Annotated in this window: 24 protein-coding genes; 5 read left to right on the top strand and 19 right to left on the bottom strand. The window is 63.0% G+C overall.

What is annotated here, in order from left to right:
* Window positions 1–53 precede the first annotated feature (53 nt).
* The 12 genes from GFM02_RS05160 to GFM02_RS05105 form a co-directional block, all read right to left on the bottom strand.
* Entirely contained in the window at window positions 54–848 is a 795-nt protein-coding gene (locus tag GFM02_RS05160; protein WP_020052856.1) for an ABC transporter permease, read from the bottom strand.
* 4 nt (window positions 849–852) lie between these two features.
* Window positions 853–1,626, bottom strand: a complete 774-nt coding sequence (locus GFM02_RS05155; RefSeq protein ID WP_168266734.1) for an ABC transporter ATP-binding protein — start codon at window positions 1,624–1,626, stop codon at window positions 853–855.
* Window positions 1,627–1,631: 5 nt separating this feature from the next.
* Window positions 1,632–2,621: an ABC transporter substrate-binding protein gene (locus tag GFM02_RS05150; RefSeq protein WP_131662472.1), complete on the bottom strand. Its 990-nt coding sequence runs from the start codon at window positions 2,619–2,621 to the stop codon at window positions 1,632–1,634.
* Between the two features lie 17 nt (window positions 2,622–2,638).
* On the bottom strand, window positions 2,639–2,833 hold the full coding sequence (locus tag GFM02_RS05145) for a hypothetical protein (RefSeq protein ID WP_168266736.1): 195 nt from the start codon (window positions 2,831–2,833) through the stop codon (window positions 2,639–2,641).
* Between the two features lie 690 nt (window positions 2,834–3,523).
* Complete coding sequence (gene nadC, locus GFM02_RS05140) at window positions 3,524–4,447, bottom strand: carboxylating nicotinate-nucleotide diphosphorylase (protein ID WP_205930180.1); 924 nt, start codon at window positions 4,445–4,447, stop codon at window positions 3,524–3,526.
* Entirely contained in the window at window positions 4,425–5,966 is a 1,542-nt protein-coding gene (locus GFM02_RS05135; protein WP_168321002.1) for an L-aspartate oxidase, read from the bottom strand. The genes nadC and GFM02_RS05135 overlap by 23 nt, the downstream gene beginning before the upstream one ends.
* Complete coding sequence (gene nadA / locus GFM02_RS05130) at window positions 5,963–6,934, bottom strand: quinolinate synthase NadA (protein WP_020052863.1); 972 nt, start codon at window positions 6,932–6,934, stop codon at window positions 5,963–5,965. The genes GFM02_RS05135 and nadA overlap by 4 nt, the downstream gene beginning before the upstream one ends.
* 69 nt (window positions 6,935–7,003) lie before the next feature.
* Complete coding sequence (locus tag GFM02_RS05125; RefSeq protein WP_168321001.1) at window positions 7,004–7,900, bottom strand: NrtR DNA-binding winged helix domain-containing protein; 897 nt, start codon at window positions 7,898–7,900, stop codon at window positions 7,004–7,006.
* A 256-nt stretch (window positions 7,901–8,156) separates the two neighbouring features.
* The gene (locus GFM02_RS05120) at window positions 8,157–8,972 is read right to left on the bottom strand and encodes a 3-methyl-2-oxobutanoate hydroxymethyltransferase (RefSeq protein ID WP_205930179.1); all 816 of its coding nucleotides are present in this window, start codon (window positions 8,970–8,972) and stop codon (window positions 8,157–8,159) included.
* 24 nt (window positions 8,973–8,996) lie between these two features.
* Window positions 8,997–10,223: an NAD(P)/FAD-dependent oxidoreductase gene (locus GFM02_RS05115; RefSeq protein WP_168320999.1), complete on the bottom strand. Its 1,227-nt coding sequence runs from the start codon at window positions 10,221–10,223 to the stop codon at window positions 8,997–8,999.
* Between the two features lie 11 nt (window positions 10,224–10,234).
* Entirely contained in the window at window positions 10,235–10,549 is a 315-nt protein-coding gene (locus tag GFM02_RS05110) for a MocE family 2Fe-2S type ferredoxin (RefSeq protein ID WP_003548266.1), read from the bottom strand.
* 21 nt (window positions 10,550–10,570) lie between these two features.
* Window positions 10,571–11,659 carry a fatty acid desaturase family protein gene (locus GFM02_RS05105; RefSeq protein WP_168320998.1) on the bottom strand — a complete coding sequence of 363 codons (1,089 nt, stop codon included), beginning with the start codon at window positions 11,657–11,659 and terminating at the stop codon, window positions 10,571–10,573.
* Window positions 11,660–11,791: 132 nt separating this feature from the next.
* On the opposite strand from GFM02_RS05105, the gene GFM02_RS05100 reads away from it, so the two are divergent.
* Together GFM02_RS05100 and GFM02_RS05095 are read left to right on the top strand one after the other, a co-directional pair.
* A complete protein-coding gene (locus GFM02_RS05100) occupies window positions 11,792–12,820 on the top strand; it encodes a LacI family DNA-binding transcriptional regulator (protein ID WP_131662465.1) in 1,029 nt (342 codons plus the stop codon).
* A gap of 161 nt (window positions 12,821–12,981) precedes the next feature.
* On the top strand, window positions 12,982–13,794 hold the full coding sequence (locus tag GFM02_RS05095; RefSeq protein ID WP_168320997.1) for a TIM barrel protein: 813 nt from the start codon (window positions 12,982–12,984) through the stop codon (window positions 13,792–13,794).
* Between the two features lie 21 nt (window positions 13,795–13,815).
* Here GFM02_RS05095 and cobM read toward each other — a convergent pair whose 3' ends face one another.
* Together cobM and cbiE are read right to left on the bottom strand one after the other, a co-directional pair.
* Window positions 13,816–14,574, bottom strand: a complete 759-nt coding sequence (cobM, locus tag GFM02_RS05090; RefSeq protein ID WP_168320996.1) for a precorrin-4 C(11)-methyltransferase — start codon at window positions 14,572–14,574, stop codon at window positions 13,816–13,818.
* A 4-nt stretch (window positions 14,575–14,578) separates the two neighbouring features.
* Complete coding sequence (cbiE, locus tag GFM02_RS05085) at window positions 14,579–15,811, bottom strand: precorrin-6y C5,15-methyltransferase (decarboxylating) subunit CbiE (protein WP_168266757.1); 1,233 nt, start codon at window positions 15,809–15,811, stop codon at window positions 14,579–14,581.
* On the opposite strand from cbiE, the gene GFM02_RS05080 reads away from it, so the two are divergent.
* The gene (locus tag GFM02_RS05080) at window positions 15,810–16,580 is read left to right on the top strand and encodes a cobalt-precorrin-6A reductase (RefSeq protein WP_168320995.1); all 771 of its coding nucleotides are present in this window, start codon (window positions 15,810–15,812) and stop codon (window positions 16,578–16,580) included. The two genes, cbiE and GFM02_RS05080, sit on opposite strands and share 2 nt — an antisense overlap.
* On the opposite strand, the gene GFM02_RS05075 is transcribed toward GFM02_RS05080, so the two are convergent.
* From GFM02_RS05075 to cobF, 5 genes are all read right to left on the bottom strand, one after another.
* On the bottom strand, window positions 16,544–17,308 hold the full coding sequence (locus GFM02_RS05075; RefSeq protein WP_168320994.1) for a precorrin-3B C(17)-methyltransferase: 765 nt from the start codon (window positions 17,306–17,308) through the stop codon (window positions 16,544–16,546). The genes GFM02_RS05080 and GFM02_RS05075 overlap by 37 nt on opposite strands.
* Window positions 17,305–18,036, bottom strand: coding sequence for a precorrin-2 C(20)-methyltransferase (locus GFM02_RS05070; RefSeq protein ID WP_168320993.1), 732 nt, complete (start codon window positions 18,034–18,036; stop codon window positions 17,305–17,307). The genes GFM02_RS05075 and GFM02_RS05070 overlap by 4 nt, the downstream gene beginning before the upstream one ends.
* Complete coding sequence (locus GFM02_RS05065) at window positions 18,033–18,665, bottom strand: precorrin-8X methylmutase (protein ID WP_163880975.1); 633 nt, start codon at window positions 18,663–18,665, stop codon at window positions 18,033–18,035. Before GFM02_RS05065 ends, GFM02_RS05070 begins: the two co-directional genes overlap by 4 nt.
* A gap of 2 nt (window positions 18,666–18,667) precedes the next feature.
* Window positions 18,668–20,050 (bottom strand): precorrin-3B synthase, encoded by a 1,383-nt coding sequence (cobG, locus tag GFM02_RS05060; RefSeq protein WP_168320992.1) that lies wholly within the window; start codon window positions 20,048–20,050, stop codon window positions 18,668–18,670.
* 73 nt (window positions 20,051–20,123) lie between these two features.
* Window positions 20,124–20,888: a precorrin-6A synthase (deacetylating) gene (gene cobF / locus GFM02_RS05055; protein ID WP_168320991.1), complete on the bottom strand. Its 765-nt coding sequence runs from the start codon at window positions 20,886–20,888 to the stop codon at window positions 20,124–20,126.
* Between the two features lie 203 nt (window positions 20,889–21,091).
* Between cobF and repA the strand changes: the two genes are divergently transcribed.
* The gene (repA, locus tag GFM02_RS05050; RefSeq protein ID WP_130746221.1) at window positions 21,092–22,288 is read left to right on the top strand and encodes a plasmid partitioning protein RepA; all 1,197 of its coding nucleotides are present in this window, start codon (window positions 21,092–21,094) and stop codon (window positions 22,286–22,288) included.
* Window positions 22,285–23,280 carry a plasmid partitioning protein RepB gene (gene repB, locus GFM02_RS05045; protein ID WP_168320990.1) on the top strand — a complete coding sequence of 332 codons (996 nt, stop codon included), beginning with the start codon at window positions 22,285–22,287 and terminating at the stop codon, window positions 23,278–23,280. Before repA ends, repB begins: the two co-directional genes overlap by 4 nt.
* Window positions 23,281–23,360 lie beyond the last annotated feature (80 nt).

Below are 23,360 nucleotides of genomic sequence, written 5' to 3'. Positions count from 1 at the left end.
CGGTTGAGGAGCAATGTCCGGGCAGGGCCCGACTGCTTCTACTCCGGATGGGTTCAGCCGTTTTTCGGCAGGCTCCAGGGAAAGAGGAGCTTCTGCGTCAGGACCACGGCCTGAAACAGCAAGAGCGACATGGCGGCGAGCACAAGCAAGCCGGCCCAGGCCTGTGGCAGCTTGAACAGGGAGGTCGACAGCTGGATGAAATAGCCGACGCCGGCTTCGGATGCGCAGAACTCCGCAACCACGGCGCCGATGACGGCAAGCGTGATCGAGATTTTCAGCGCCGAGAAGATGTAGGGCACCGCAAACGGCAGGCGTATCTGGGTGATCTCGCGGAAGCCCGAGGCGCGCAGGCTTCGCGACAGCTCGATCAGCTCCGGCGGGGTTGCCGCAAGGCCCGTTGCGGTGGAGACGACGAGCGGAAAGAAGGTGATGAGACAGGTGATAACGATGCGTGGCGCATCGCCGGCCCCGAGCACGACGATGATGATCGGCGCAATCGCCACCACTGGCGTCGACTGCACTACGACGAGCAGCGGATAGAGCGTTCGCGACAGGAATGGCGAGCGCATCATGAGCACCGCGAGTGGAATGGCGATAACGATGGACATCGCATAACCGATCAGCGCCACCCGCAACGTCGCGGCGATGTGACCCATCCAGCGCTCGAAGCCGATGGAGGAGAACGAGCCGAGGATCGCGCTTGGCGGCGGCAGCAGATAGGTCGGGATCGACAGGAGCCGCGCCGCCGCTTCCCATAGCAGCACCGTGCCGATCAGGGCCGCGGCGGTCGTGATGCCCGGCAACGCCAGCACCTGCTTGAGCAGCGCGACCGGCGTACGGCTCTGCATGGCCTCACGCCGCGTGACGGGTGAGGAGGAGATCGCGGAGGTAATCGGAGAGGTCATGGATCGCCTTGTCCTTTGCAGTTTCAGGGCCGCGTGGCCGGCCGACGGGAACGGTGACTTCCGTCAGGATCGAGCCCGGCCGTCCGGTCATCACCAAAACGCGGTCGGACAGAAGCGCCGCCTCGCTGACGGAGTGGGTGATGAAGACCACGGTCTTCGGACGTTCGGAGAAGATGCGCAGCAGATCGAAGCCCATCACCTCGCGCGTCAGGGCATCCAGCGCCGAGAAGGGTTCGTCCATCAGCAGGATATCCGGGTCCATGAGCAGCGCGCGGGCGATGCCGACACGCTGCTGCATGCCGCCGGACAGTTCGTCCGGCAGGCGTTTCTCGAAGCTGGCAAGCCCGACCATGCTCAGCAATTCACCCGCCCGCCCGCGCTCCACTGCCGTTACCCGGCCGGTCTTGTGGCGGGCGGGAAACACGACATTGTCTTCGACAGTCGCCCAAGGAAGCAGCGTCGGCTTCTGGAAGACGATCCCGATGTCGTCACGCGGGGCCGTCACCGGCAGACCGAAGACGTCTACCGAGCCGGACGTCGGCTTCAACAGGCCGGCGATCATGCGCAGTAGGGTCGATTTCCCGCAACCCGAAGGGCCGAGGATCGAGACAAACTCATGCCGGGCCACATCGAAACTGACGTCGCGCAGGGCTTCCGTGCGCCCGGACCGGGTTTCGAAAACCTGTCCCAGCCTGTCGAAGCGGATAGCGGGCATCGCCATGGCGGTTACTCCGCTACGGCGAAGGTGCGGTTGACCGTGGTTTCCGGATCGAGCTTGGCCGGATCGATGTCCTGCGCTTCAGAGACACGGCGCCAGGTTTCGGCAAGGCGGGCGGTTTCGAAGGCACCGAGGCCGTCCTTCTCCGTCACCTCGTTGAAGATCAACGGCAGCGTGTCCTTGAGGGAACCCTGGACATCTTCCGAGCCGAGTTCCGGTACGATGGCGGTGACAGCAGCGGCAGCCTTCTCCGGATTCTCCTTGGCGAACTCGACGGATTTCTTGTAGGCGGAGATAAAGCGGGCGGCGACCTGCGGACGCTTGGCGAGGAAATCGTCGCTGGCGATGATAGATGCGGAATAAAGCTCGAGCCCTGCTGCCGACCATGGCAGGGCAACGATCGCCTTGCCAGCTTCCTTGCCCTGGTTGCTGTAGCGCGTCAGGTCGGTCATCCAGGCGATGATGCCATCGGCATTGCCGGTCATCAGCATCGGGCCGAGTGCGCCGGGATCTGCCTTGATAATCTTGATATCCGCCATGTCGATGCCGGCATCCTTCAGCACCAGCGGCAGGTAGACATTCGACGATGTGAAGGGCGACGTCGCGATCGTCTTGCCCTTGACGTCAGCGATGCTTGCGATCGAACCGCCCTTGGCGACGTAGAAGGCATGCGGCCCCTTGTTAAACAACGACATGACGGCGGTCACCTTCACGCCTTCATTGGCGCGGGCGGCCATCAGGGCGCCGATATCGGAAACACCGATGTCGGAGGACGCGGCGGCAAGGCGCGAGATGGCGTCGGTCGAGCCGCGACCGGAGGCAATCTCCACCTCAAGGCCGGCGTCCGAGCAGAAACCTTCCTGGATGCAGACGTAGATCGGCGCCTTGTCGCCACCCGGCAGCCAATCGAGCTGAAAGATCACCTTGTCGGCGGCGGAGGCGGCGCCGGCAGAAAGGGTTGCGGCAAGTGCATAGAAGGCAAGCTTGGTGCGGGACATGGGTCGACCTTTCGCAATTAGTGTTCGGTTTTTAAGGACGGATAGTGATTGGCGACGCGCTCCGGATCGAAGCCATCCGCGACGAGCCTGGCAATCGCGTTTTCAGGACGCTTGCTGCTCAGGCATGCAAAGCAACGATGCACGCGAAGGTGATCAGATCCAGCGTCGATCTCTGCGGATTTCGGGGCGAGATCACTGGCTTTTCCCTGCATTAGAACATCTCCTCGACAGATTTACCCGTCGAGCAATGTCCAGAACCGAGGCTCAGACCGCTTCTACTCGCAGGTCTTTTGTCTCATGAATATCCGGCGTTCTGCAAGATTTTAAACGCTTCAATTCTTGCGCTGAAAAAATAGGCGAAATTGACGGCATTGAGGTTGAAGTGGGCAGGATCGTCAGTTATGTGAGTGAAATCAAAGGATAAATTCCTCTGCAGTCGAGTGGGCAGCGGCTGAAGAAATAAGCGTTCTAATATTTAGAGCGCTTAGCTCGTAATTTTCTTGTCGCACCTCCAGCTTGCATCTGCGTTTTCGGGCGCATTTTTTCTCGTGAGCGACCCGCATTTGGACGGTTTCCAATGCCTCCTTCGTATGCAGGCGATCACCCATTGCCTTGGGCCGTCAGTATGTCTGAAGTTGAACTCGAGCATATGCCGAAGCGCACGAGATCGCCCAGATGACCATGAATTGGCGTTTCAGCCGCAGTCGAGAAGGGGACTTCGGGGCCGCAACGTTTACGATTCAGCTGTTTCAACGGCTGAGGGACCCGCGTATCTCTAACGACGGCATCGTCAGGCCATGGGCGTTATGCCTATTACGACACGGTGCCCGATCTCGGCGTGATGATCGAATTGCTGGAATTCGACAGCGACAAGGAAGCTCAGCCGAAGCAGGCCTGAGGGATTACAGCACCTGTGCAATCCGTCTGGAGTTTGTTTCCGTCGTGGTCGCGGCCTCGACGAAATCGAGCCCGATATCCAGCACCGGCGCGCTGTGCGTCAACCAGCCGACGGAAATGAGGTCTACACCGGAAGCGGCGATTGCGGCGGCCGTTATCGGCGTGACGCGGCCGGACGCTTCGGTGATGGCCCGGCCGGCGACGATCGCGACGGCTTCGCGCAGCTGATCCGGTGTCATATTGTCGAGCAGAATAGCGTCGACGCCGGTCTCCATCGCTTCACGCAGCTGATCGAGGGTGTCCACCTCGACCTCGATCTTCACCATATGGCCGACGCCTGCCCGCGCCCGACGGATCGCTTCAGCGACGCCGCCGGCGATGGCGACGTGATTATCCTTGATCAGCACGGCGTCATAAAGCGCGAAACGGTGGTTCATGCCGCCACCGGCCCGCACTGCATATTTCTCCAGCGCTCTCAGCCCCGGCGTCGTCTTGCGTGTGCAGGCGACGGATGCCTTGGTGCCGCGGATGGCGGCGGCAATCTCAGCCGTCACAGTCGCAATACCTGAGAGATGGCCGAGGAAATTCAGCGCGGTGCGCTCAGCGCTTAGCAGACCGCGCGAGGGGCCTTCGATGGTGGCGATCACGTCGCCGGGCTTGACGGCATCGCCATCCTGGAGATGGCGGCGCATGACGATCTCGGGATCGACGAGAGTGAAGGCGAGTTCGGCGGCATCGAGACCGGCGATCACGCCCGGCTGACGCGCAGCCATCACCACCATCGAGCGATGATCGCGAGGGATGACGGAGGCCGAGGTGATATCGCCGGCAAGACCGAGATCTTCGAGAAGCGCTGCCCGCACCAGCGGTTCGACGATCAGGCGCGGAAGGGGAACGAGGCTCATCTCAGGCACTCCTTGCAAGAGCATAGGGCGGCGTCGCGCGGGCGATCTCCAGAGCATCGGAAAGGCACATCTGGCGCCGATTGGCATTGACGAGCTTTAGCGGAAAGTCGGTGCGGGCATGGGCGCCGCGCGATTCCATCCGTAGGCTGGCAAAGACGGCGATCAGCAGCGCGACGATGGCCGGATCGGCGGCAGGGCCGTTGCCTTCGGCAAGCGGCAGCAGGGCGGCGATCGCCCCCTGAATGGCGCCGGCATTGCGCAGCACGCCGAGATGACGCGAGACGATCGGCCGGATGAGCGATGCATCGGCCGGCGCCGGCGGTCGCTCGGCGAAGATCGTGCCGGCGGCGCTTGCGGGCATGCCTGAAATGTCGCGCGCCGCCCGTATGCCCATGACAGCCGCCTCCAGCAGCGAATTGCTGGCAAGCCGGTTGGCACCGTGCAGGCCGGTCGAGGCCGCCTCACCGGCAACCCAGAGACCGGGAACCGAGCTGCGGCCATTTGCATCCGTGGCCACGCCGCCCATGTGATAGTGCACGGCCGGGCGCACCGGAATGAGGTCTTCCGCCGGATCGATGCCGGCCTCGCCGCAAAGGCTCGAGATGACAGGAAAGCGGGCGGCGAAGCGGTTGCCGAGAGCAGCGCGGGCGTCGAGGAGGACCCTGCCGCCGCGGGCGATTTCGGCGCTGATCGCACGCGCCACCACGTCGCGCGGCGCAAGCTCGGCGCCGGATATGCGGCCCATGAACCGTTCGCCGCGTTCGTTGACGAGCAAAGCCCCCTCGCCGCGCACCGCCTCGCTGATGAGCGCCAGCGGCCGGCGGCGTGAATCGAGCGCCGTCGGATGGAACTGGACGAATTCCATATCGGCGAGCGCAGCACCCGCCCTTGCTGCGAGCGCGATTCCCTGGCCGAAATTGCCGATCGGATTGGTGGTCGCGTCGTAAAGCCCGCCGATGCCGCCGGTGGCGAGCACCACCTTCGATGTCGGCAGAATGACGGCCCCTTTCGCGGTGGCGCAGAGCAGACCGGTGACCTGCTCGCCGTCCATCAGAATCCGCCGCGCCTCGAAGCCTTCGAGCACGGATATAGCTGGCGTTTCCATCACTGCTTTGATCAGCGCTGCGATGATCGCCGCACCCGAGCCGTCGCCTTCGGCATGGACGATGCGGCGGCGATTATGGGCCGCCTCCAGCCCGAGCGAGAGTTCGCCGGCGGTATTCCGGTCGAAACGGACGCCGGCCTGCTCCAGCGCGGCGATCGCCGCCGGTGCCTCGGCGATGATGCCGGCAGCGACCGCCGGATTGCAGAGACCGTCGCCGGCTGCAAGCGTATCGGCAAGATGCAGCGCCGCGCTATCGTCGGCGCCCATGCTGGCGGCGATGCCGCCCTGCGCCCAGGCGCTCGACGTCTCCGCGCCAAGGGCCGCGCGGGTGACGATGACGGAGGGTTCAGGCGCCAGCGTCAGCGCGGTCATCAACCCCGCAAGCCCGCTGCCGACGATCACCGTGCGTCCAGTGAGATGCTCGAGAATCTCGGTCATATCGCCAGCATCCTCTCGACGGCGCGGCGCGCGGCCACCGCAATTGCCGGATCGACGGTGACCTCGTGACGATTTTCCTCGAGTGCCGCGCGGATATTGGCCAGCGTGATGCGCTTCATATGCGGGCAGAGATTGCAGGGGCGAATGAACTCGACATCGGGATGGTGCACGGCGACATTGTCGCTCATCGAGCATTCGGTGAGCAGTACGACGCGTGCCGGCTTCTGCTTGCCGACATAGTCCGACATCACGGCGGTGGAGCCGGCGAAATCGGCTTCGGCCACCACCTCGGGCGGGCATTCGGGATGGGCGAGTACCGTGACGCCGGGGTGGTTTTCGCGCAGCTGGCGCACATCCTCGGCGGTGAAGAGTTCGTGCACCTCGCAATGGCCATGCCAGGCGATGATCTCGACGTCAGTCTCGCGGGAGACGTTGCGCGCCAGATATTCGTCCGGGATCATCAGCACCTTCGGCACACCGAGCGATTCCACCACTTGTTTTGCATTGCCCGAGGTGCAGCAGATGTCGGAGGCAGCCTTCACCGCGGCCGAGGTATTGACATAGGTGACGATGGGCACGCCGGGATGGGCCTGGCGCAGCAGTGCGATATCCTCGGGCGTGATCGAATCCGCCAGCGAACAGCCGGCGCCGAGATCCGGGATCAATACTGTTTTCTCAGGGTTCAGCAGCTTGGCGGTCTCGGCCATAAAATGCACGCCGGCAAGCACGATGACATCGGCATCGACCTCGATCGCCTTACGGGCGAGCGCCAGGCTGTCGCCAACGATATCGGCCACGCCGTGGAAGATCTCCGGTGTCTGATAGTTGTGCGCGAGAATGACGGCGTTGCGGCGGCGCTTGAGCTCGAGGATCGCGTCGACGTCATTTTCGAACGTCATCCATTCGGCTTTGGGAATGACGCGGCTGACGCGCTCGTAGAGCGAGGATGCGGAAACAGGATAATTCATGACCGGCTCCTAATTATGCTCTACTTGAGCATATCATAGGCAAAGAGATATTCTCACGGTGAGCATATGTCAATTGCGGGAGAGCGGTAATTTCGTTCCGGCCAGCGCGCGTTCTTCGAGAACGGTGTGGCGAAAGCGGAAGAGCTTGGCCGGCCGGCCGCCGGTTTCGCTTTCGGTTCCGCCGGTTTCCTCGACGAGATCCTGCTGTTCGATGAGACGACGGAAGTTCTGCTTGTGCAGCGTCAGCCCCGCCAAGGCTTCGATGGTGCGCTGCAGCCTCAGCAGCGTGAAGCTCTCCGGCATCAGTTCGAACACTACGGGGCGGTATTTGATCTTGGCGCGCAGCCGGGCGATCCCGGTTGCGAGAATACGGCGGTGATCGGCAAACATCGCACGGCCGAGATTGGCCTCCACCCCGCATCCGGCTTCCGAGACGAGCCCCGCCTCGTAGAGCAGTTCATAGCGCTGCAACGCCAGATCCTCGTTCCAGCCGCCGCCGTCGAGGCCGAAGGTGAAATCCGCCCGGCGGTGGCGATGGTCGCGCCGGGCCGGATCGGCATCGGCCCAGTTCCTGAGACGCGCCATGATCTCGTCAAGCACGGCCGGCCGTCCCTGTCGATGGTCTTCCCAGGGGAAATATTCGTACCAGCCGTGCCATCCCGGCCGGCCGGCGCCCGACTGCTCATTGACGAGGCCGAGATAGCTGATCGAGATCGTCCGTCCGCCTGGGATGTCGTTGTTGCGGTCGCGGTCGGCGAAGGTATAGAGCTGTTCGAGATAACCGACGGGATGTTCGGTCTGCTCCTGCACCCATTCGCGCAGGCCCGATTGCAGGGTTCGATGCCCCATTTCGAAAGGTCCCGACGGCAGCGCGTTGCCGGAGCGGATGGTCATCACGCGCGGTTCGTCCCCCGTCACCGCGACGAGCACCGCAATCAATTCCGCATGCGCAAAGCCGATCGTCACAGGGGACCGAATACTCCGTTCCGAATGAATCGAACGGATAATTCCTGACACAGGCCGGGACGGAAGCCAATGGTGGGTTCCCCCTTCTCCCCAGCGGGGAGAAGGTGCCGGCAGGCGGATGGGGGCTACACGGCACGGCGTTGATTGCCCTTCGCTTACGCTCAGTGCCTCGCTCCTATCGTCGCTCGCCCCCTCATCTGCCCTGGCGGGCATCTTCTCCCCGCTGGGGAGAAGGGGAAGCGTCGAGTAGCGGCCCTCAGCTATTGCCCGTCTCGCTTTTCAGCCGTTGCAGGAAGATCTCCAGTTCGGCGTCGTCGATACCGACGAGATGGCGCTTTTCCGGATAGGTGCCGGTCCTGACATCCTCGGCAAATTCGGTGAAGGCGGCGATGCGCTCGCGCTGCAGCCGGTCGTGTTCGGCGGCGAAGTCGCGATAGACCTTGGCATGGCGCGGAGTGTGGTCGCGATTGGCGCCGAGCACGTCGTCGGCGAAGAGATATTGGGCGTCGCAGCCGCTGCCTGCCCCCATGGAAATCATCAGCATCGCGGTGTTGCTGCTGATCGCGGCAGCGACATCTCCCGGCACGACTTCGATTTCGGCGGCGAAGGCACCGGCCTCTTCCAGCGCCTTGGTCTGCCGCCAGATTTCGGCCGCACTTGCCGCCGTCTTGCCGACGGCGCGGAAGCCGCCGGTCCAGGTCGCCTTCGAAGGGATCAGCCCGAGATGGCCGCAGACGGGGATGCCTTCATCGCGCATGCGCCGGATCGTCTGCAGGCTTGCGGCGCAATAGACCGCATCGCCGCCTTCCTTCAGCGCCGCGAAGGCAGCGCGCAGATAGTCTTCCGCGGAGACATGATCGCCATATTCGAGCCCCGGAATGGCAAAGGGAGTGGGGGCGATCTCACGAAAAGCAGGCCCGAGCAGAGAGGGCGGCACGGAGACGATGTCGATTCCCGCCTTCTCGGCGGCTTCCGCCTCCTCCAGCGAGGTGACGCGCAGCATTGTGAGCTGGCGCTTGCCCTTTTCCGAAAGCAGATCGGCGACGGTTGCGCGTCTATGTTTCTTCATCATTAATTCCTTTGAAAATATCGGGGCTCAGGCGGCCAGCAGGGATTTCAGCTTGATGTCGCTGGCTGCCAGCGCGGCCGGGTTCGGATGGGCGCGCGCCGCGATCAGCATTTCGGCGAGCCTGATGTCGCGTGCCACCGCATTGCCCGGCCCGATGCCGCTGGCGGCGATCAGTCGACCATCGGCGTCGAGATGGAAGAGAATGAAGGCACTCGGGCCGAGATCGCGGCGCTGATGCGTGATAGCCCCTTCGGCAAGGCCTGATATCTGCAGCGTCATGTCGTATTGATCCGACCAGAACCACGGCACCGCCGAAACGGTTTGGTTGAGGCCGAGCATGTTGGCCGCGGCCAATGTGCCCTGCTCCTGGGCGTTGCGCCAGGACTCCAGCCGCACCCGCCGGCCGCCATAGATCGGCAGCGGGAAGGAGCAGCAATCGCCGGCCGCAAAGACATCAGGTGCGGAGGTCTGGAGATAGGTGTTGACGGCAATGCCATTGTCGATCGCGAGGCCTGCCCTTTCGGCGATCTCGACATTCGGCCGGGCGCCGATGCCAACGAGGACGAGATCGGCTTCGATCGCCTCGCCGGTCGACAATCGGATCAGGGCTTTTCCGCTTTCCTCAGTCAGCGCCTTGATGGAGACGCCGCAGCGGATATCGACGCCCTCGGCGCGGTGGCGCTCGGTGAGCAGATGGGCGATCTCCTCCGGCACGCCACGCTTCAGCACGCGCTCCAGCCCCTCAATGAGGGTGACGCCGGCGCCGAGCAGCCGTGCGGTTGCCGCAAGTTCCAGTCCGATGAACCCGCCGCCGATGATGGCGATATGCCGGCCTGGCTTCATCGCGTCACGCAGCGCCGCCGCATCGTGATGCGTCCTCAGCGAGCGAATGTGCCGGCTGCCCTGCGGCGCGACGGGGAGCGAACGCGCGGCGGCTCCCGTCGCAAGCAGAAGCCTGTCGTAGGAAAGCACGGTGCCGTCCGAAAGCGTGACGATCCTGGATGCGGTATCGAGATCCCTTGCCTCCAGGCCGGTCAGCAGCCGAATGCCGTTTTCGATGTATTTTTCCGCCGCGGCGATGAATTTCGGCCCTCGCGCATCGGCGGGGCCGATCTTGGAAAGCGGCGGTCGCTCGTAAGGGGCAAGAGGCTCGGCGCCGACCAGCGTCATCTCGCCGGCAAAGCCCTTTTCCCGCAAGGCGAAGGCGGCGCGCGCACCGCATTCGCCGGCGCCCAGGATGACGTAATGAGCCATGCCGGCCTCCCTCAGAGCGAGATGAAGACGGCGCCGTCTTCGATCTTGACAGGATAGGTCTTGAGATTGACGCAGACCGGCGCACCCTTGGCTTCGCCCGTCTTGTAGTTGAAGCGGCCGTTGTGCTTTGGACATTCGATGATCTCATCCATGACAAGCCCATCCGCGAGATGGATATGTTCATGCGTGCAGAGCCCGTCGGTCGCGAAAAACTCGTCGTCCGGGCTGCGATAGACCGCGAACGTGCGCCCGTCGTGATCGAAGCGGATGACATCCTCTTCGTCGATCTCGTCCTTGTCGCAGACCTGGATCCAATTTCCGCTCATCTTGTCCTCCCTCGATTGTCTTTATTGCGCGGCCGGGGCCAGCTCGTTGTGGAATTCCTCACGATAAGGCCGCGCGGTGACCGGCAGTTCGCGCTTCAGGAAATAATCCTCGTTGCGCAGCTGGCGCAGGAAGGCCGGGATCATCTCGTGATAGCCGGACCAGATCGACGGGTTCGGCGCCGGCAGGTCGTGCTTGATCATCGCGTGCAACCGGGGCAGCGCATGGTAGGGCACCATCGGAAACATGTGATGTTCGACGTGGTAGTTCATGTTCCAGTAGATGAAGCGGCTGATGGGGTTCATATAGACCGTGCGGCTGTTCAGCCGATGGTCGGTCACATTGTCGGCAAGGCCGCCATGCTGCAGCAGTCCGGTCAGCACATGGTGCCAGGCGCCGTAGAGGCGCGGCAGGCCGATCAGGATCAGCGGCAGGATCGAACCCATGGCGATCGCGGCTGCGATCGTGGCCAGATAGATCGCCAGCCAGATGCGGGCGATGCGGATTGCCTTCGGTTGCTCCATCTCCGGGATGAAAGTCTTTTCCGCCGCGCTGACGCCGCCGAAGGCATTGCGCAGCATGTCGACGACCGCATACCAGACGTCGAGGATGCCGAAGAAATTAAGCACCAGCCGGAAGAGATCGGGCGGCCGCATCACGGCGATCTCGGGATCGCGGCCGACGATCACCGTATCGGTGTGGTGGCGCGCATGGCTCCAGCGCCAGGTCACCGGATTGCGCATGATCATGAAGCAGGCAATCTGGTAGACGACATCGTTCATCCAGCGCGTCTTGAAGGCGGTGCCATGGCCGCATTCGTGCCAACGACTGTCGGAAGCCGAGCCGTAGAGCACGCCATAGGCGAGGAAGAAGGGCAGCGCGATCAAGGAGCCCCAAAAATAGATGCCGAGCCCGGCAAGGACCACCATGCTGCCGAGCCAGATGATCGTGTCACGGATCGCCGGCGCATCGGAGCGCTGCATCAGCGCCTTCATCTCCTTGCGCGGAATGTCGGTGTGATACCATTCGGCTGCCGCAAGCCCCGTCTCGACGGCGGTGCGGCCGCTTTCGCCGAGAAGGTCGTAGTCGCGCTTCTTTGTCTGGGTCGCCATTATCCGCCTCCCGTTGCCCTTGCCTGGGAGAATAGGTTGACTTTGGAAAGCGCTCAATGCAGGCTTGATATAATCTATCAAAAGCCATCATGAATGGCTTGCATTTCATGATCGAATCCATCAGGAACGCCGATGCGCCGTCCCACTATCTCCGATCTCGCCCGCGCCTCCGGCGTCAGCGTTGCCACCGTCGACCGCGTTCTCAACGCTCGCCACCGCGTGCGCGAGGAAACGGCGCGACGGGTCTATGATGCAGCACAGTCGATCGGCTATCACGCTGTCGGCCTGATCAAACAGCGCGTCTTCGAGGATCTGCCGCAATACAGGCTTGCCTTCCTGCTGCAGAAGCCGATGCAACCCTTCTATCAGAGCTTCGTGCGTGAGATCGAAACCGCAGCGCGCGCGGTCACCAGCGCGCGGATCCAGACGCAGATCGACTTTCCCTCGGCCTCGACACCGGCAGCGATCGTCGAGAAGCTGAAGGCTCTCGGTGCCCGCAACCAGGCCGTTGCTCTCGTTGCCCCCGATTATCCTGCGGTCACGACCGCCATCGAAGAACTGAAGGAAAAAGGGATCCCGGTCTTCTCGCTGCTCTCCGATTTCGCCTCGGGCGTGCGCAATGCCTATGTCGGCGTCAACAACCGCAAGGTCGGGCGCACCGCCGCCTGGACGATTGCGCGCACGGCACGCGGGCCTGGCAAGATCGCCTGTTTCGTCGGCAGCCATCGGTTCCACGGACATGAACTGCGGGAAATCGGCTTCCGCTCCTATTTTCGCGAGAATGCGCCTGAGTTCGATGTCGTTGACACGCTGATCAATCTGGACACGCCCGAGATCACCCATGAGGCGACGTTGACACTTCTGCAGAAACATCCCGATCTCGTCGGCCTCTATGTCTGCGGCGGCGGCATGGAGGGGGCAATTTCTGCATTCCGTGAAGAGGGTGTCGGCGGCAAGATCGTCCTCGTGGTCAACGAGCTGACGCCCGACAGCAAAGCCGGTCTTGCCGACGATATCGTCGCCATGGCGATCGGCACCCCCCTGCCCGCCCTCTGCAAGGAATTGATGGGGCTGATGACGGGCGCCATCGAAAACGGCGAAACGGCTGTTCCCGGGCAGCTCTTCCTGCCTTTCGAAATTCATATTTCGGAGAACATCTGAGGAATGATGGAATTACATCATTTCGCTCGAAATTCTCTCAGCAATGAGAGCGAGCACCGGCGATGGCGGATGGATTGCGACGCGAATTCCGATAGAGATTCGCGGACCCATTCACGAGGACCGCTCCGCCCCGACGCGGAGATGAGGAGGAGATAGCAGTCATGACTTCGATCCGCTTTGCGCTTAACCATATGGCCGCACCGTCGCTTGCCATCGACGATTTTTTCGCACTGGCCAGATCGCTCGGCATCGATGCCGTCGAGATCCGCAACGACCTTTCCGGCAATGCCATCCTTGACGGCACCAAACCCGAGGTGATCAGGCAAGCGGCCGCCCGCCATGGGGTGACGATCATCTCGATCAACGCCCTGCAGCGCTTCAATGAGTGGAACGCGACAAGAGCCGCCGAAGCGCAGGAGCTGATCGATTATGCCAGCGCGTCGGGCGCCAAGGCGCTCGTCCTCGTTCCGAAGAACGACGGCACCGGCTGCGCCGATGGCGAACGGCAGACCAATCTACGCCAGTCTCTGGCCGCGCTGAAACCGATGCTGGAGGAAGCCGGCATTATCGGTCTCGTCGAGCCGCTCGGTTTCGAGATCTGCTCGCTGCGCTCGAAGACCGAGGCGGCCGACGCGATCGAGGAGCTGGGCGCGCAGTCGACCTTCAGGCTGGTCCACGATACCTTCCACCATCATCTTGCCGGCGAAGCCCTCACCTTTCCGCAACTGACCGGCCTTGTGCACATCTCCGGCGTCGACGACCCGGCTGTTTCCGTTGCCGATATGCGCGATTCCCACCGCGTTCTGGTCAATGCCGAGGACCTGCTCGACAATGCCGGTCAGGTCAGGACTCTGTTGCAGGCGGGTTATACCGGCTCGTTCTCCTTCGAGCCCTTCGCGGCGGAGGTGCATGCGCTGAAGGATCCGGCCGGCGCGCTTCGCGCCAGCATGGAGTATCTCAGCGCGCGGGTCTAAAAGCCGCGCGGTCGCTTGACGCTACTCTCTACCTCTGAACCGGCGCTGATAGGCCGGATCGTAGAGCGAGCTTTCGCGGAAATCTTCCACTGCGAGCGATGGGCCGACGAAGATGATCGCTGTGCGTTCGATCGGTTCGGCCGCAACCTTTGCCTCAATATCGACGAGCGTGCCGCGCAGGATGCGCTCGTCCGGCCAGGAGGCCTTGACGATGATCGCGACAGGGCAGTCGACGCCGTAAAGCGGCGTCAACTCTTCGACCACTTGCTTCAGCGCGTGGATTGCCAGATGGATCGCCAGCGTGGCGCCCGTCGCGCCGAACTTCGCCAGTGTTTCGTCGTTCGGCATTGGTGACGCGCGGCCGGAAACGCGGGTCAGCACCAGGCTCTGCGCCACGGCCGGGATCGTCAGCTCTCGGCCGAGTGCTGCGGCCGCGGCGGCAAAGGCCGGAACACCAGGTGTCATCGTATAGTCGATGCCATGCTTTTGCAGCCGGCGCACCTGCTCGGCGACCGCACTCCAGACCGAGAGATCGCCGGAATGCAGCCGGGCGACATCCTGGCCGGCCGCGGCGGCGCGAAGATATTCCGCCTCGATCTCGTCGAGCGACATCGGCGCCGTATCGACGATGCGCGCGTCCGGCGGACAATATCGCAGCAGTTCGGGCGAGACGATCGAGCCGGCATAAAGACAGACCGGGCATCGGGCGATGAGGTCGCGGCCACGCACTGTGATCAGATCCGCAGCACCTGGTCCAGCGCCGATGAAATGCACCGTCATCTTGTCATCCTTTCGTCCAGCGCCACTGCGTCACCGGCATGGCCGGCCGCCAGCCGGTCATGCCGCCGACGGGCTGGGCGCGCGATATTTCGATCCGCGTGAGGAAGCCGCCGCGTTTGGCATGTTCGGCGAGCAGTACCGCTTCCATCTCCAGCGTTACGGCATTGGCAACGAGCCGCCCTCCCCGCTTCAGCGCGGCAATCGCAGTATCGACAACACCCGGCTCGCTACCGCCACCGCCGAGGAAGATCACATCCGGTTCCGGCAGGCCCTTCAGCGCATCGGGCGCCATACCTTCAATGACGGCGAGATGCGGCACGCCGAAGGCGGATGCGTTGCGGGCGATACGTGCGGCCCGTTCCGGCGACTGCTCGACGGCGATTGCCTTCAGGCTAGGATCGGCGAGCATCCATTCGATGCCGATCGAGCCCGAGCCCGCGCCGATATCCCAGAGCAGTTCGCCGTGACGCGGCGCGAGCGCCGAAAGCGTCATCGCCCGGATTTCACGCTTGGTGATCTGTCCGTCATGCTCGAACAGTTCGTTTTCGAGCCCTGCGGCAAAAGGCAGAATGCGTGCCCCCTCCCCTGCTGCGATATCGAGTGCGCAGACATTCAGGGGATCGATGTCCAGGAGGTCGAAATCCGTCGCCGCCGCACTTCTCCGCCGTTCCCGCACACCGCCAAGCGCCTCGAGCACCGTAAGCCGCGACTGACCGAAGCCAGCAGCAATCAGCAGGGCAGCCACATCGCCGGGCCCCTTCTCGTCCGAGGTCAGCGCGATGATGCGCCGTCCGGGGTGCAGATGCGGTCGGATCAGGTCGACCGGCCTTCCATGCAGCGAGATCGTCGCGACGTCCTGCAGCGGCCAGCCAAGGCGGGAGGCAGCAAGGCTGAAGGCCGAGGGCGCCGGGATGGCGCGCATCTCGTCCGCCGCCACATGGCGGGAGAGCGTTGCGCCGACGCCATAGAGAAACGGGTCGCCGGAGGCGAGCACGACAACAGGCGTGCCGCGCCTTTCAACGATAGCCTCGACCGAGCGCTCGAAGGGGCTTTGCCAAGAAAGCTTTTCGCCTGCGATCAGCGAGGCAGCGAGTGCATGATGCCGCGCGCCGCCGAAGACGGCGGGTGCGGTCGCGATCAGCCTCTTTGCCTCCTCGCCCAGCCCTTCTGGACCATCTTCGCCGATGCCGATAATAGTCAGCCAGCGCTGGCCGGAAGGAGGAGAGACATCAGACATGGTAAGACCCCGCATCTTGATCCTCGGCGGCACCAGCGAGGCGCGGCTGCTGGCCGAGGCGCTGGCGGCGCGGGATGACTGCGATGTTCTGCTGTCGCTTGCCGGCCGCACCGAAAAACCGGCCACGCAGCCTGTTCCGGTTCGCATCGGCGGTTTCGGCGGTGCTGCCGCACTTGCCGATTTCCTGAAGGCTGGCGGATATGACCTGTTGATCGACGCCACGCACCCCTTCGCCGAGCGCATTTCGGCCAATGCCGCTTTCGCGGCCGAGACCGCCGGCATTGCCACGATCGCTTTGCGCCGTCCCGAATGGCAACGACTTCCGGGCGATCGCTGGCGGGAGGTGCAGAGTATTGCGGAGGCCATCGAAGCGCTCGGCCCCTCCCCCCGCCATGTCTTTCTGGCGACGGGCCGGCAAGGTGCGCATCATGCGGAAGCGGCACCGCAACATCACTATCTCGTCCGCAGCGTCGATCCCGTCGAACCACCGCTTGTGCTTGATAATGTCGACTATGTCCTCGATCGGGGTCCGTTCACGCTGGACGGTGAATGCGATCTGCTGAGGCAGCACGACATCGACGCCATCGTCGCCAAGAACAGTGGCGGTGCCGCCACCTATGCAAAGATCGAGGCAGCCCGCCTGCTCGGTATCGAGGTGATGATGGTAACGCGCGCGCCGGCCTCCACGGTCAAGGCTGTCGACACTGTCGAGGCGGCGCTGGCGGCGATCGATCACCTGTTCCCCCCCGCCATGAAGCGCGGCGTATAGACGAGGTCCAGCCGGCCTGGCCGCGTGACGATGCGTGTCTCCGCCGAGCCGATAATGATGCAGGTCGCCATATCGGCAATCGACGCGTCTGCCTGCGACAGCTGCTGGACGGCGATACGTTCGTCCGGCCGCCCGGCCGCACGCCCGAAAATAACCGGTGTTGCTGCAGGCAGATGGTCACGCAACAGCTTGAAGGCTTCGCCGAGTTGCCAGGGCCGCGCCCGGCTGATCGGATTATAAAGCGCGATGACAAAACCTGCCTTTGCCGCCAATACAAGACGGTTTTCTATTATATTCCAGGGCTTTAGGTTGTCAGACAGCGATATGGCGCAGAAATCATGGCCAAGTGGAGCGCCTGCTCTTGCCGCCACTGCCAGCATCGCCGTGATGCCGGGCAGGATGATGAGATCGACCGCGCGCCAGGCGGCCGGCCCGTTCTCGATTGCTTCGCAGACCGCGGCCGCCATGGCGAAGACGCCGGGGTCGCCGCCGGAGACGACGCAGACCTTGGCGCCATCCGCTGCCATGGCGAGTGCTGCCCCTGCCCTGCCGAGCTCCTCGCGATTGTCCGAGGCATGCCGCAGTTGATCGTGGCGGAGCTCCAGCCTGTCGAGATAAGGTCCGTAGCCGAAGAAATCCGTCGCCGCATCGACAACGGCCAAAGCTTCCGGCGTCATCTGATCGGGGTTGCCGGGACCGGTGCCGATCACGAAAAGCCTGCCGCTCATCGGCTGCCCTCCCAGCCCGGCACCAGCACGAGCGAAAAATACGGCGCATCGCCGTCGGTCCTGTCGGCAAGCTTTTCCATCGCCGCATTCGCCATGGTGCCGCGCTCGACATAGACGGCTTCCGCAAGCCGGCCGGCCGCCGCCAGCGCCCGGCGGATCTTCGGCAGATTGCGGCCGACCTTCATGATGACGGCGGCTTGCGTATCGACAAGGCGGCGAGTCAGCTCGGTCTCGGCCATCGTACCGGGCAGTACGGTAAGCACGTCGTCGCCCTGGACGATCGGCATGCCCGCCAGCGACCAGCAGCCCGACATGGCGCTGATGCCCGGGATCACTTCCGTCGGGTAGCTTTGGGAAAGCCTGACATGCAGGTGCATATAGGAGCCATAGAAGAGCGGATCACCTTCGCTGAGAACGGCGACGGTCAGCCCGGCATCGAGATGCCCGGCAACAGCTTTGGCAGACAGATCGTAGAATTGGGTGATCAGCCTCTGGTATCGTTCGTCGTTCTTGTCGATTTCGGTCGTCACCGGATAATAGAGCGGCAGCAGCGTCACCCCGGTTTTGAGCAGCGGCTCGACGATCGCCTTGCCGTTGCCGCCCCTGCCCTGCTTGGCGAAATAGGCGATCACATCAGCGCCTTCGATGGCGCGCACGGCTTTGAGGGTAAGGAGCTCCGGATCGCCGGGACCCGTGCCGACGCCGATGAGACGGCCGCTTGTCGTCATAGGCCCGGCCTCGCCAATGCATTGATGGCGGCCGCCGTCATGGCGCTGCCGCCGAGCCGGCCGCGAACAATGGCAAAGGGTACGCCGTAGGAATTCTCCGCCAATGCATCCTTCGATTCCGCCGCGCCGACGAAGCCCACAGGCATGCCGAGGATCGCCGCGGGTTTCGGGGCGCCGTCGCGCAGGAGTTCGAGCAGATGGAAGAGCGCTGTCGGTGCATTGCCGATCGCAACAACGCTGCCGCCGAGCCGATCGAGCCAGAGATGCATGGCGGCGGCCGAGCGCGTATTGCCGGTCTCGCGTGCAAGCTCGGGTGTCGCGGGATCGCGCAGTGTGCAGATCACCTCGTTCTGCGCCGGCAGCCGTGCCCGGGTGACGCCCTGGGATACCATTTCCGCGTCGCAGAAAATCGGCGCGCCACTCTTCAGCGCGTCGCGCGCGGCACTGACGAAATCGGCGGAAAAGACAAAATGCTCCGCCGCCTCGACCAGCCCGCAGGCGTGGATCATGCGCACGGCGATTTCGGCTTGATCGTCGGTGAAGCGCGAAAGATCGGCCTCGGCACGGATAATCGCAAAGGAACGCTCGTAGATCGCATCGCCGCTGCGGATATAATCGTAGTCTGGCATTCCTATTCCTGTCGCAGCGCCTTCGAAACGCCGGTTGCGCCAAGCCGTGTAAGGCAGGCGGCGGTCGATTCGCCAGCGTCTTTGTTGTCTTCGATGGTCCGGGCGAGCCTCTCTATAGCGAAATCGATCCGACCGCCAGAGATCCGTTCGTCCGGCAGATCCGCAGCAAGCCCATTGAGGATGAGGCCATAACCCTCCGCCGAGCCCGTCAGGGTCAGCGCCGGCCGCGCATGAGCGCAGCCCTTAGGACAGCCGGACAGATGCAGTGTCAGCGAACCGTCGAAAAGGGCAGGTGCTACGGCAATGAGGCGGCGCGCCAGAGTTCGGGTCTCGTAGAAAGCGGAGCCGCAGGCGCCGGCGCCGGCACAGGCGGCAATATGCTCGGTATTCTCGCCGGGCTGGGTGCTGAAGCCAAGTCCGGCGGCGGCCGCCTGCATAGCCGGCACTGTATCGGCGGAGAGCCCGATGACGAAAAAACCGCGCCCGGGCGCAAGCCGGATGGCTGTAGCGCCACGGGCCTTTGCGAGATCGAGCAAAGCGACCAGATCGGACGCCCTGATCTGCCCGAATTCCGGCCTGACGCCGAGTATGGTTTTGCCGTCCTCAAGCGTGTGCGAGCCGGCAAGCGGCATCACTGCCGCGCGTGAAGGAATGAACTGAATGCCATCCATCGCGGGAAAACGCGCCCGCAGAAGCGCCGGATCGATATCCCTTGCCCGTCTGCCCTGCCCGAGGGTCGCCAACAAGCTCAGAATTTCGCCGACGGCCGACATCGCCGTCTCCGCGGGACCGATCGCGACCGGCGTTGCGGTTTCACCGTCGCCATTGATCGCGACAAGCCAATCTGCGGGGGATTGCGCGACGATACGGATATCGGCGGACAGTGCTGATAAGCCGAAGGTTCCACCACCGTCGACAACAAGCGAGAGCTTCGGCGCGAGGCGCGGCGACGCAAGCTGATCGCGGAGCATGCTGCGCAAGGCCATTTCCATTGCCGCCGGATCGCATATTTCTTCCGGGTCGATGCCGTGCAGCGGCGATGTCTCGATCGCCGGCCCGTCCGGCACGGTGATCCCGGCGACATCGATATCGGCCACGAGCTGTCCGACGGTCTCAGCCCGAAGGCCGCGGATCTGCAGATTGCCGCGGGCAGTGATTTCGAGAATGCCGTTTCCATGGGCCGCGGCTGAGCGAGCAAGGCTTGCGAATTGCGACAGCGTCAACGCGCCGCCGGCCGGCCGCAGCCGGACCAGCAAACCGTCGCCGGTCGGCATTGGCGCGGCAAGGGCGGGGCAGGCGCCGCGTCTACGCATCGTCACCGCCGGGCGACCGTGCAGATCCGCCTCGCCTGTCCTGTCGCTCGCCTTTGCGGCCTTAATGCTCATTCTCGATCCTCTGGCCACTTCTTACATGATCGCAGCCGGCCCGGCAAAGCATGCTGGAAAGGCTTCGGACTGGCTATTCGTCGAAATCCCGTCCCTTGCGCAGGAGATAGATGTCCATGATCCAGCCGTGCCGCTGCCTAGCCTCGGCCCTGAGCCTCAGAATGTCGGTGGCGATATCGCCAAGTCGTCCTGATCTGACGATCTCATCCTTGGTACCGAGATAGGCGCCCCAGAAGATCTCGGCATCGGGATCGTCGATCTTCGCAAAAGCCTGTTCGCCGTCAAGCATGACGACGGTGCTGTCGGTCAGAAGCCCGTCCCGCGCCAGCCTGCGCCCTGTGGTGATTTCTATCGGTTTGCCGACGAGGTTGACCGGGATTCTGTGGCTGGCCGCCAGTGCCTGAATGCTGGTGATGCCGGGAATGACGCTGTAATCGAAATCCAGGCTGCCTTCCTGGCGCACGCGTTCGATGATGCGGATCGTGCTGTCGTAGAGACTGGGATCACCCCAGACGAGAAAGGCGCCGCTGCCATCATCCGGGAGACCGGAGATCAGCTCTCCATAGATGCGGGCAATCTCACCGTGCCAGGCGTCGACGCTCTGCACATAGGTCTTGTCGGCCGTCTGCCTTTGCGGCACCGCGAATTCTGAAATCCTGCTGGCCGGCCGTGTGATATAGCGTTGGCAGATATCCCGCCGGATTTCGGCGAGTTCTTCCTTGCCGGCGATCTTGACCGGCAGGAAGACCACGTCGACCGCGTTCATTGCGTTGATCGCCTGTATGGTCAGGTGTTCCGGGTTGCCCGTGCCGATGCCGATGATATTGATATGCTTCAAGCGGATACTCCCCGTTGAGTCCTGGCGGTCTTGCCGAAAAAGCCCGGTCGTCGCAAGGGCCGAACAGGGAGTTGGCCGCGGCCAACCGGGCCTGTGGGTGGCATCTAAGCCCTGTTGTTGCTGCAAATCCCGAATCGTGTCACTTTCGATACGCTTTTTGACGCTATGTTGACAGAAAAGCGCATCGAAAAGGATTGGGTGTTTTGGACAACATTAGCGTATCGACGACAGATGTACGGATCGAGCGGCATGCGAACCAGCTTTCGCGGCAACTGAAGCTCCTCCGCGACAAGCTGTTTCCGCCGCTCTCGCAAAAGACGCTACGAACATTCTCCTCCGGCGAGGCCGCCCAGATGATCGGCGTCTCGGACGGCTATCTTCGCCAGCTTTCACTGGATGGCAAGGGACCGCAGCCGGATCTTGCCCAGAATGGCCGGCGTTCCTACACGCTCGGCCAGATCAACGAATTGCGGCAGTATATGGCGAAGCTCAAGCCGAAGGACGCACTTTCCTATCAGCCGTGGCGTCGCCCTGGCGAAAAGCTGCAGACGGTTGCCGTCACCAATTTCAAGGGCGGCTCGGCGAAGACCACAACGACGCTCTATCTGGCGCAGTATCTGGCGCTGGCAGGTTACCGGGTGCTTGCGATCGATCTCGATCCGCAGGCTTCGCTCTCCTCCATGCTCGGCGTTCAGCCCGAATTCGATCTTTCCGAGGGCGATACGCTCTATGGCGCAATTCGCTACGATGAGGGCCGCAAGCCGCTGAAGGAGATCGTCCGCAAGACCTATTTCGACGGGCTGGATCTGGTGCCGGGCAATCTCGAACTGATGGAGTTCGAGCATGAGACGCCACGGGCACTGAACGACCGGCAGCGACCTGGCGAGCTGTTCTTCCGTCGCGTTGGCATCGCCATTGCCGAGGTCGAGGCGGATTACGACATCGTGGTGATCGACTGCCCGCCGCAGCTTGGTTACCTCACGCTTGGCGCCGTCTGCGCAGCAACATCGCTGCTCATCACCATCCATCCGCAGATGGTCGACGTCGCTTCCATGTCGCAGTTCCTGCTCATGACTTCGGATCTGCTTTCCGTCGTACGCAAGGCCGGTGGCGACCTGCAGCACGATTTCATCAAATATGTCGTCACCCGTCACGAACCCTTCGATGCGCCGCAGTCACAGATCGTCGCGCTGCTGCGCAGCCTCTTCAGTGACGACGTGTTGACGGCGACTATTCTCAAATCGACGGCGATCGCCGATGTCGGCCTGACCAAGCAGACGCTCTACGAGATCGAGAAGGGGCAGGTGCGCCGCTCGACCTATGACCGGGCGCTGGAATCGGTCAATGCCGCCAATAGCGAGGTTCTCGCCGGTATTCACAAAGCCTGGGGTCGAGCATGAGCAGACGCGATCGCCTGAAGGGTCTTTTCGATGATACGGCGCAGGAGTTGGCCGCGGCCAACTACGAGGAACCGTCTTCGCGCGGATCGGCCGGGCCGGTTCGGACGATGGCGCTGACCCTTGGCCGCATGGAGGAAGAGAGCAGGGCGATGCAGGAGGCTTTGCTCTCCGGTGAACGCATCGTCGAGCTCGATCCCGATCTGATCGATTCCTCCTTCGTGCGTGACCGCCTTAGCGACCAGCCCCTCGATATCGAAGACGAGCTGGTGCAGTCGATTGCCGAGAACGGCCAGGAAGTGCCGATCCTCGTTCGCCGCCATCCCAATGATGAGGACCGCTACCAGATCGCCTACGGCCATCGCCGTCTGCAGGCGGTCAAGCTGCTCGGCCTCAAGGTGCAGGCGATCGTCCGTAAGCTCGACGATACCGATGTCGTCATCGCGCAGGGCATTGAGAATTCGGCGCGCCGGAACCTTTCCTATATCGAGCGCGCGGTCTTTGCCCTCAATCTCGAGCTCAAGGGTTTTGAGCGCCCGGTCATCATGAAGGCTCTGTCGACGGACAAGACGGAGCTATCGAAGCTGATATCCGTCGCAAAAGCTATTCCCGCCGAGATCGTCAGCTCGGTTGGAGCCGCACCCGGCATCGGGCGACGCCGGTGGATGGCGCTTGCCCAGGACTGGAATGGGATGACGGCCGCCCGGCTTGCGAAGCTCATTGCTTCGGAAGGTTTCTTGGCGGAAGAGAGCGATCGCCGTTTCGAGCTTTTGGTTACCGAACTCGCCAAGAAAGAGGCGAAGCCGGAAACTACGGAATATGACTGGAAGCCGAAGAGCGGCGGCAAGATTGCCGGCCGAATCAAGAGCGCCGGCAATTCCTTCACGATCGCGTTGAAGACCGGCGAAGCGCCGGATTTCGGCGCTTACATTTCACGCCGTCTCGATGAGCTTTACGAAGCCTATCGGGCCGGCAAGTTGCAAGCAGGAGAGTAGGCCGCAAAAGAAAAAAGCCTCCGAACGTTGCCGCCGCGGAAGCCTTTCTCATATCTGGACAATCTGAGAATCGCACTTCC

Source organism: Rhizobium leguminosarum bv. viciae (assembly GCF_012276115.1).
In the GTDB taxonomy this organism is placed as follows: Bacteria; Pseudomonadota; Alphaproteobacteria; order Rhizobiales; family Rhizobiaceae; genus Rhizobium; species Rhizobium leguminosarum_T.
This window is presented reverse-complemented; position numbering and strand designations above follow the sequence as displayed.

Excerpts from the sequence above, each read along its gene's own strand:
- GFM02_RS05110 (WP_003548266.1), bottom strand. The coding sequence starts at position 10,549 with ATGAGCGGAAATTGGATCCAGGTCTGCGACAAGGACGAGATCGACGAA.
- GFM02_RS05095 (WP_168320997.1), top strand. The coding sequence starts at position 12,982 with ATGACTTCGATCCGCTTTGCGCTTAACCATATGGCCGCACCGTCGCTT.
- GFM02_RS05070 (WP_168320993.1), bottom strand. The coding sequence starts at position 18,036 with ATGACGACAAGCGGCCGTCTCATCGGCGTCGGCACGGGTCCCGGCGAT.
- GFM02_RS05145 (WP_168266736.1), bottom strand. The coding sequence starts at position 2,833 with ATGCAGGGAAAAGCCAGTGATCTCGCCCCGAAATCCGCAGAGATCGAC.
- GFM02_RS05150 (WP_131662472.1), bottom strand. The coding sequence starts at position 2,621 with ATGTCCCGCACCAAGCTTGCCTTCTATGCACTTGCCGCAACCCTTTCT.
- cbiE (WP_168266757.1), bottom strand. The coding sequence starts at position 15,811 with ATGTCTGATGTCTCTCCTCCTTCCGGCCAGCGCTGGCTGACTATTATC.
- GFM02_RS05135 (WP_168321002.1), bottom strand. The coding sequence starts at position 5,966 with ATGACCGAGATTCTCGAGCATCTCACTGGACGCACGGTGATCGTCGGC.
- GFM02_RS05100 (WP_131662465.1), top strand. The coding sequence starts at position 11,792 with ATGCGCCGTCCCACTATCTCCGATCTCGCCCGCGCCTCCGGCGTCAGC.
- GFM02_RS05075 (WP_168320994.1), bottom strand. The coding sequence starts at position 17,308 with ATGAGCGGCAGGCTTTTCGTGATCGGCACCGGTCCCGGCAACCCCGAT.
- nadC (WP_205930180.1), bottom strand. The coding sequence starts at position 4,447 with ATGCTCTTGCAAGGAGTGCCTGAGATGAGCCTCGTTCCCCTTCCGCGC.
- GFM02_RS05120 (WP_205930179.1), bottom strand. The coding sequence starts at position 8,972 with ATGATGAAGAAACATAGACGCGCAACCGTCGCCGATCTGCTTTCGGAA.
- GFM02_RS05115 (WP_168320999.1), bottom strand. The coding sequence starts at position 10,223 with ATGGCTCATTACGTCATCCTGGGCGCCGGCGAATGCGGTGCGCGCGCC.
- GFM02_RS05065 (WP_163880975.1), bottom strand. The coding sequence starts at position 18,665 with ATGCCAGACTACGATTATATCCGCAGCGGCGATGCGATCTACGAGCGT.
- GFM02_RS05160 (WP_020052856.1), bottom strand. The coding sequence starts at position 848 with ATGCAGAGCCGTACGCCGGTCGCGCTGCTCAAGCAGGTGCTGGCGTTG.
- cobM (WP_168320996.1), bottom strand. The coding sequence starts at position 14,574 with ATGACGGTGCATTTCATCGGCGCTGGACCAGGTGCTGCGGATCTGATC.
- GFM02_RS05080 (WP_168320995.1), top strand. The coding sequence starts at position 15,810 with ATGGTAAGACCCCGCATCTTGATCCTCGGCGGCACCAGCGAGGCGCGG.
- repB (WP_168320990.1), top strand. The coding sequence starts at position 22,285 with ATGAGCAGACGCGATCGCCTGAAGGGTCTTTTCGATGATACGGCGCAG.
- GFM02_RS05155 (WP_168266734.1), bottom strand. The coding sequence starts at position 1,626 with ATGGCGATGCCCGCTATCCGCTTCGACAGGCTGGGACAGGTTTTCGAA.
- cobG (WP_168320992.1), bottom strand. The coding sequence starts at position 20,050 with ATGAGCATTAAGGCCGCAAAGGCGAGCGACAGGACAGGCGAGGCGGAT.
- GFM02_RS05105 (WP_168320998.1), bottom strand. The coding sequence starts at position 11,659 with ATGGCGACCCAGACAAAGAAGCGCGACTACGACCTTCTCGGCGAAAGC.
- nadA (WP_020052863.1), bottom strand. The coding sequence starts at position 6,934 with ATGAATTATCCTGTTTCCGCATCCTCGCTCTACGAGCGCGTCAGCCGC.